This is a genomic window from Sphingomonas bacterium (genome assembly GCF_903644135.1).
Classification (GTDB): Bacteria; Pseudomonadota; Alphaproteobacteria; order Sphingomonadales; family Sphingomonadaceae; genus Sphingomonas.
On the sequence record NZ_CAHJXA010000210.1, the window covers coordinates 1 to 5,009 of the forward strand.

The following is a 5,009-nucleotide window of genomic DNA, read 5'->3' on the forward strand; positions in this document are numbered from 1 at the left end:
CGCCGGCACCAGCTTCCACTCCGCCCGCTGGGACCACGAGCACGACCTCACCGGTAAGCGGGTCGCGGTCGTCGGCACCGGGCCGTCGGCGATCCACTTCAGCACCAGCGGCATCAGTAGAGCCAGCACCGACGCGACGGCGGCGGCGCCCAGCCCGGCACCCCAGGCGATCGTGGTGGCGTCGTGTGGATAGCCGAGCAGGCCGAAGCCGATCGCCTGGCTCGCCGCCCAGGCGAACACCATCAGCGTCACGCCCTCGCGCCGCGACATGCGCGTGGCGGCGATGGCGGCCAGCGCCGCGAACGGCGTCATGCACGCCAGCACCACCGTGGTGCCGGTGCTCGCCGCGGTCAGCAGCACCGTCCAGAGCAAGACGGCGGTGCGATCGTTCCTGGTCTCAGTCATGGTCGTCTCCATCAGAACCTCCCTCGAACACCGGCATAGATGCTGCGGCCGAGCGTACCGTAGCGATAGGCGGTCTCATACTCCTCGTCGAACAGGTTCTCGACCCGCGCGATCAATCGGAACGTATCGGTCACGCGCAGCTCGGTCCGCAGGTCGACCAGCGTGTAGCCGTGCAGCTCGGTGGTGTTGGCGGCATTGTCGTAGCTCTTGCCAGAGCGGCGGATCGCTGCGCCGGTGGTCAGCCCGAACGGCCAGGCATAGCTGAACGACCCGTTCGCCTCGTGCCGCGGCCGCCGCGGCAGCCACTTGCCGTAGGTCGCGGTACCCGGCGAGCGATCCTCCGACACCGTCCAGCTGTAATTGCCGTCGATCGTCAGCCGCTCGACCGGGTGCAGCGCGCCCGACACCTCGACGCCATGCGCCTGCGCGCGCGAGACGTTCTGATAATAGCCGAAGCGCGAGATCGTCGTGCCCGGCTGGAAGCACAGCGGCGAGGTCGAGACGGCCGGACAGCTGCTGAAGATGATGAGGTCGCGGCTGCTGCGCTCGAAATAGGTACCGCCGAGGACGAACCTGCCGCCCAACAGCCGCTGCTCGGCCCCCGCTTCCCAGCCATGCGCCTGCTCGGGGGCGAGCGCGGTGTTCCCGTAGATCGAGAACAGCTGGTAGAGGGACGGGGCCTTGAACCCCTCGCCATAGGTCGCGCGCAGGGTGGTGCCGGTCGGCAGCGCCCAGACGCCGCCCGCCTGGAACAGCGTCTTGCCGCCGAAGTCGGTGTGGTCGTCGTGGCGGATGCCGCCGGTCAGCGTCAGCCCGGTGAGGATCGTCGCGCTCAGCTGCGCATAGACGCCGGTCAGCCCCGCCGAGCCGCGCGCCGGATCGGGCACCGGCGTCGCCAGCGCGGCCGGCGGCGAGACGCTGCGGAAGTTGGACCGCTCATGCTCGACGCCGAACAGCGCGTCCACGCCCTTGGTGATGGCAAGGCTGCCCTGATACTCGATGCGATAGTTGCGGCCGGCGGAGTCAAAGGTGATGTCGCGCTGGCGGCGCGGGTCGTAGTTGCTGCGGTCGGTGTCGGTATAGCCATAGGCGATGCGGTTGCGCAGCCGGCCGTTCAGCAGCGCCACGTTCAGGCCGGCATAGCCGACGAACTCGCGGTCGAGCGCATATTCGGGGCTGTCGCCGGTGGTCGCGTCGATCTCGGTGCGGCCGTTGCTATAATAGCCGCGCAGGTCGGCGCTGACGCCGGGAGCGAGCGCGATCTCGACCCGGCCGGTGAGCGTCTGGTCGGTATAGCCGTCCTTCTCCACCCCGCCGAACGCCGGCGCGATCGCCGAGATGCCGTCGGTGGTGAAGTTGGTCGCGCCCAGCCGCCAGGTCACCGGCCCGGTGACGCCGCCAAGCCCTGCGCGGGCGCTGACCGTGTCGCGCGAGCCCGCCTCGACATCGAAGCTGGCCTCCAGCGGCTTGGTCGGCAGCGCGGTGACGACGTTGACGACGCCGCCGATCGCCTGGCTGCCCCACAGGATCGACTGCGGCCCGCGCAGCACCTCGATCCGCGAGGCGTCGCCGACCAGCAGGTTGGCGAAATTGTAGCCGGCACCGGGCGAGGAGGGATCGTTGAGCTTGACCCCGTCGATGACCACCACCGTCTGCTCCGCCTCCGCGCCGCGGATGCGCAGCGAGGTAGTGGTGCCGTAGCCGCCGTTGCGCGAGATGCTAATCCCCGGCGTGCGCAGCAGCAGTTCGGTGACGCCGATGTCCTGCGCCCGGTCGATCGCCGCCTTGTCGAGGACGGTGACCGACGCGGCGACCCGATCGATCGGCGTCGGCGCGCGGGTGGCGGTGACGATCACCGTGCTCGCCTGCGGATCGGCGGCGGCATCGGGCGGCGGCGCGGTTCTGGCGGCGTCCTGCGCCTGCGCGGGCGAGCAGAGCCATAAGGCGGGAAGTAGAAGACTGAAACGAACCATGAAGACCCTCCGTGACATGACGGCCGCCTGGCGCGCGGGCTGGTCGAGCGCCCGCGGACGCACGACGTCGCCCGCGCTCCACGCGGTCAACGATATCGTCGCTCGGGTTCAACCCCGTCCGTACGGCGCACCCTGGCCGGACGAAGGACGATCGCGCCGGGCAGGTCTCCTGGCTCGCGGGTCAATGCCGGTCCGGGCCGCCTTCTCAGGACCAAGGTCCCAATGGCGTGTGGCCCGATGGCTCTCCGCTCACAGTTGCAGGGGCAGCCGGGGTCTTGAACCCCGTTCCCGTTTTCATCCCCGTCTCCGGGGAACCTGGCACGGCGCAGGCGATAGTCCCAGGCGCGCATCGTCGTCAACCGCCGCGTTGCGGCAGGTCGGGCGCGGTGTGGAACGGATTGGCGATCAGCTTCGTTGCCATACCGTCACAACATGAAGGAGACGATGATGGGCAAGGGCATATTGCTGTGGCTGATCGGTATTCCGATCCCGGTCATCATCATCCTGTTCCTGATCTTCCGCTGACGCACGGCGGCGGTCGGGCGATGCGCTCGGCCGCTCGCGTCACCCGCCATTCAGAAACAATGTGGCACCCACCGGGTTGTGGAGCCTGAACGCATGAGGAGAAACAGCATGACGAAGAACCTGACAGCCATTGCGGCGGCGATGATGGTCGCGGCACCGGCCCTGGTCGCGAGCCCGGTGGCGGCGCAGACCAACAGCAACGGGCAGCCGACCTATCAGGGTAGCGACAGCCGCTATCCCTGCAAGAAGAGCAACGGCACGACCGGCACCATCGCCGGCGGCGTCGGCGGCGCGCTGCTCGGCCACACGCTGGGCGGCGGCACGCTGGGTACGCTGGCCGGTGCCGGCGGCGGCGCGCTGCTCGGCCGTCACCTCGACAAGAAGCATGATGAGGCGCAGAACCGGAAGAACGGCTGCTGATCTTCGCTTCGGCGATGGATTGGACGTCAGCGATGGGGCGGTGCGGCGGTGATCCGGCGCGCCGCCCTTCGTCGTCAGGGGCATGATGTCGGGGATGAAGGCGCTGCTCCTGCCGCTGCTGCTCGCGATCGGCGCGGGGCCTGGCTCGCGAGCCGGCTATGAGCTGGTCCATTCCGCGCCGGTCGGCACCAGCCTGGTGACGCCCGACCTGCGCGATCCGGTCACGGTCTGGTGCGCGATGCTGGGCCGGGCGCGGCGGACCGCCGACTTCGAGCAATTCTACGTCTCGGGCAAGCCCGGCGAGTCGCTCGACACGGTGATCGGCTGCATGAATGCCGCGGCGCGGCGCGGGGTGAAGATCCGCTTCCTAATGGAGGCCAAGGGCCAGTCCTTCTCCGACGAGCCGACGATCGCTCGCGTCAAGGCGATCCCCGGGATCGACTTTCGCCTGCTCGACTATTCCAAGGTCACTGGCGATGGCATCATCCATGCCAAGTTCTTCGTCGTCGACGGCCAGACCGCCTATGTCGGCAGCCAGAATTTCGACTGGCGCTCGCTCGAACATATCGACGAGACCGGCCTTGCGATCGACGATCCGCACGCCGTCGCGCAGCTCGGCGCGATCTTCGCGCAGGATTGGCACGCGCAGGCGGTGATCGCCGGTGGCGGCAGTCCGGCACCGACCAACGCGCGCGAGGTGACCGCCGACAACAGCGGCGCGGCGACGCTGGTCGCCAGCCCCAACGCCTTCAACCCGCCCGGCGTCGGCGATTCGGAGGCGGAACTGGTCAAGCTGCTCGCCGCCGCCACGCGCGAGGTGCGGATCGAGGTCATGGACTATGCACCGCTCGACGGGCAGCGTCATTATTACGGCGTGATCGACCAGGCGGTGCGCGCCGCCGCCGCGCGCGGGGTGGCGGTCAAGCTGATCGTCGCCGACTGGGACCTGACGCCTGCCAAGCTGCCGTACCTCAAGAGCCTGGCGATGCTGCCCCAGGTCGAGATCAGGGTCGCGACCATCCCGCGCGCGGTCGGCGGCTTCATCCCCTTTGCGCGCGTCCTGCATACCAAGGCGATGACCGTCGACGGTGCGGTCGCCTGGGTGGGCACGAGCAACTGGGAGGGCGGCTATCTCGACCATTCGCGCAACGTCGAGCTGGTGCTGCGCGACCCGGCGCTGGTGGCGCGGGTCGGCGCGCTGCACCGGCAGCTGTGGGATTCGGCCTATGCCCGGCCGCTCGATGTGAACGCCGACTACCCCGCCCCGCATCCGGGCCGGGAGTGATCAGCGCTGCGACAGCGCCGCGCGCACGCTCGGCAGGATGCGGCTGACGACGATCTCGACACCGCGCGCATTGGGGTGGAGGCCGTCCGCCTGCAGCAGGTCGCGCCGGCCCGCCACGCCGTCGAGGAAAAAGCCGTAGCGCGGCACTCGGTGCGCCGTCGCCAGCGCCGGGTACATCGCCTCGAACGCCGCACCATAGTCGCGGCCGAGATTGGGGGCGGCGCGCATCCCCGCCAGCAGCACCGGAATATGGCGGCTCGCCAGCTCGGCCAGGATCGCGTCGAGGCTGGCCTTTGCCTGCGCGACCGGCAGCCCGCGCAGCATGTCGTTGGCCCCCAGCTCGACGATGACGAGGTCGGGCGTCGCGTCCAGCCCGCGCAGCCCCCAGCGCAGCCGCGCCA

General features: G+C 69.6%; 5 protein-coding genes and 1 riboswitch. Of the genes, 2 read left to right on the forward strand and 3 right to left on the reverse strand.

Annotated elements, in window-relative coordinates:
- Together HUU96_RS11100 and HUU96_RS11105 are read right to left on the reverse strand one after the other, a co-directional pair.
- A partial coding sequence (locus HUU96_RS11100; RefSeq protein ID WP_217430317.1) for a hypothetical protein occupies positions 1–405 on the reverse strand: 405 nt, incomplete at its 3' end.
- An 11-nt stretch (positions 406–416) separates the two neighbouring features.
- Entirely contained in the window at positions 417–2,378 is a 1,962-nt protein-coding gene (locus HUU96_RS11105) for a TonB-dependent receptor plug domain-containing protein (protein ID WP_174292861.1), read from the reverse strand.
- A gap of 142 nt (positions 2,379–2,520) precedes the next feature.
- Positions 2,521–2,712, reverse strand: a riboswitch (cobalamin riboswitch).
- Positions 2,713–3,011: 299 nt separating this feature from the next.
- On the opposite strand from HUU96_RS11105, the gene HUU96_RS11110 reads away from it, so the two are divergent.
- Positions 3,012–3,323: a hypothetical protein gene (locus tag HUU96_RS11110; RefSeq protein WP_174292862.1), complete on the forward strand. Its 312-nt coding sequence runs from the start codon at positions 3,012–3,014 to the stop codon at positions 3,321–3,323.
- Between the two features lie 94 nt (positions 3,324–3,417).
- Positions 3,418–4,608, forward strand: a complete 1,191-nt coding sequence (locus HUU96_RS11115) for a phospholipase D-like domain-containing protein (protein ID WP_217430318.1) — start codon at positions 3,418–3,420, stop codon at positions 4,606–4,608.
- Here HUU96_RS11115 and HUU96_RS11120 read toward each other — a convergent pair.
- Positions 4,609–5,009, reverse strand: a 401-nt coding sequence (locus HUU96_RS11120; protein ID WP_254605188.1) for a GDSL-type esterase/lipase family protein, incomplete at its 5' end; no start/stop codon positions are given.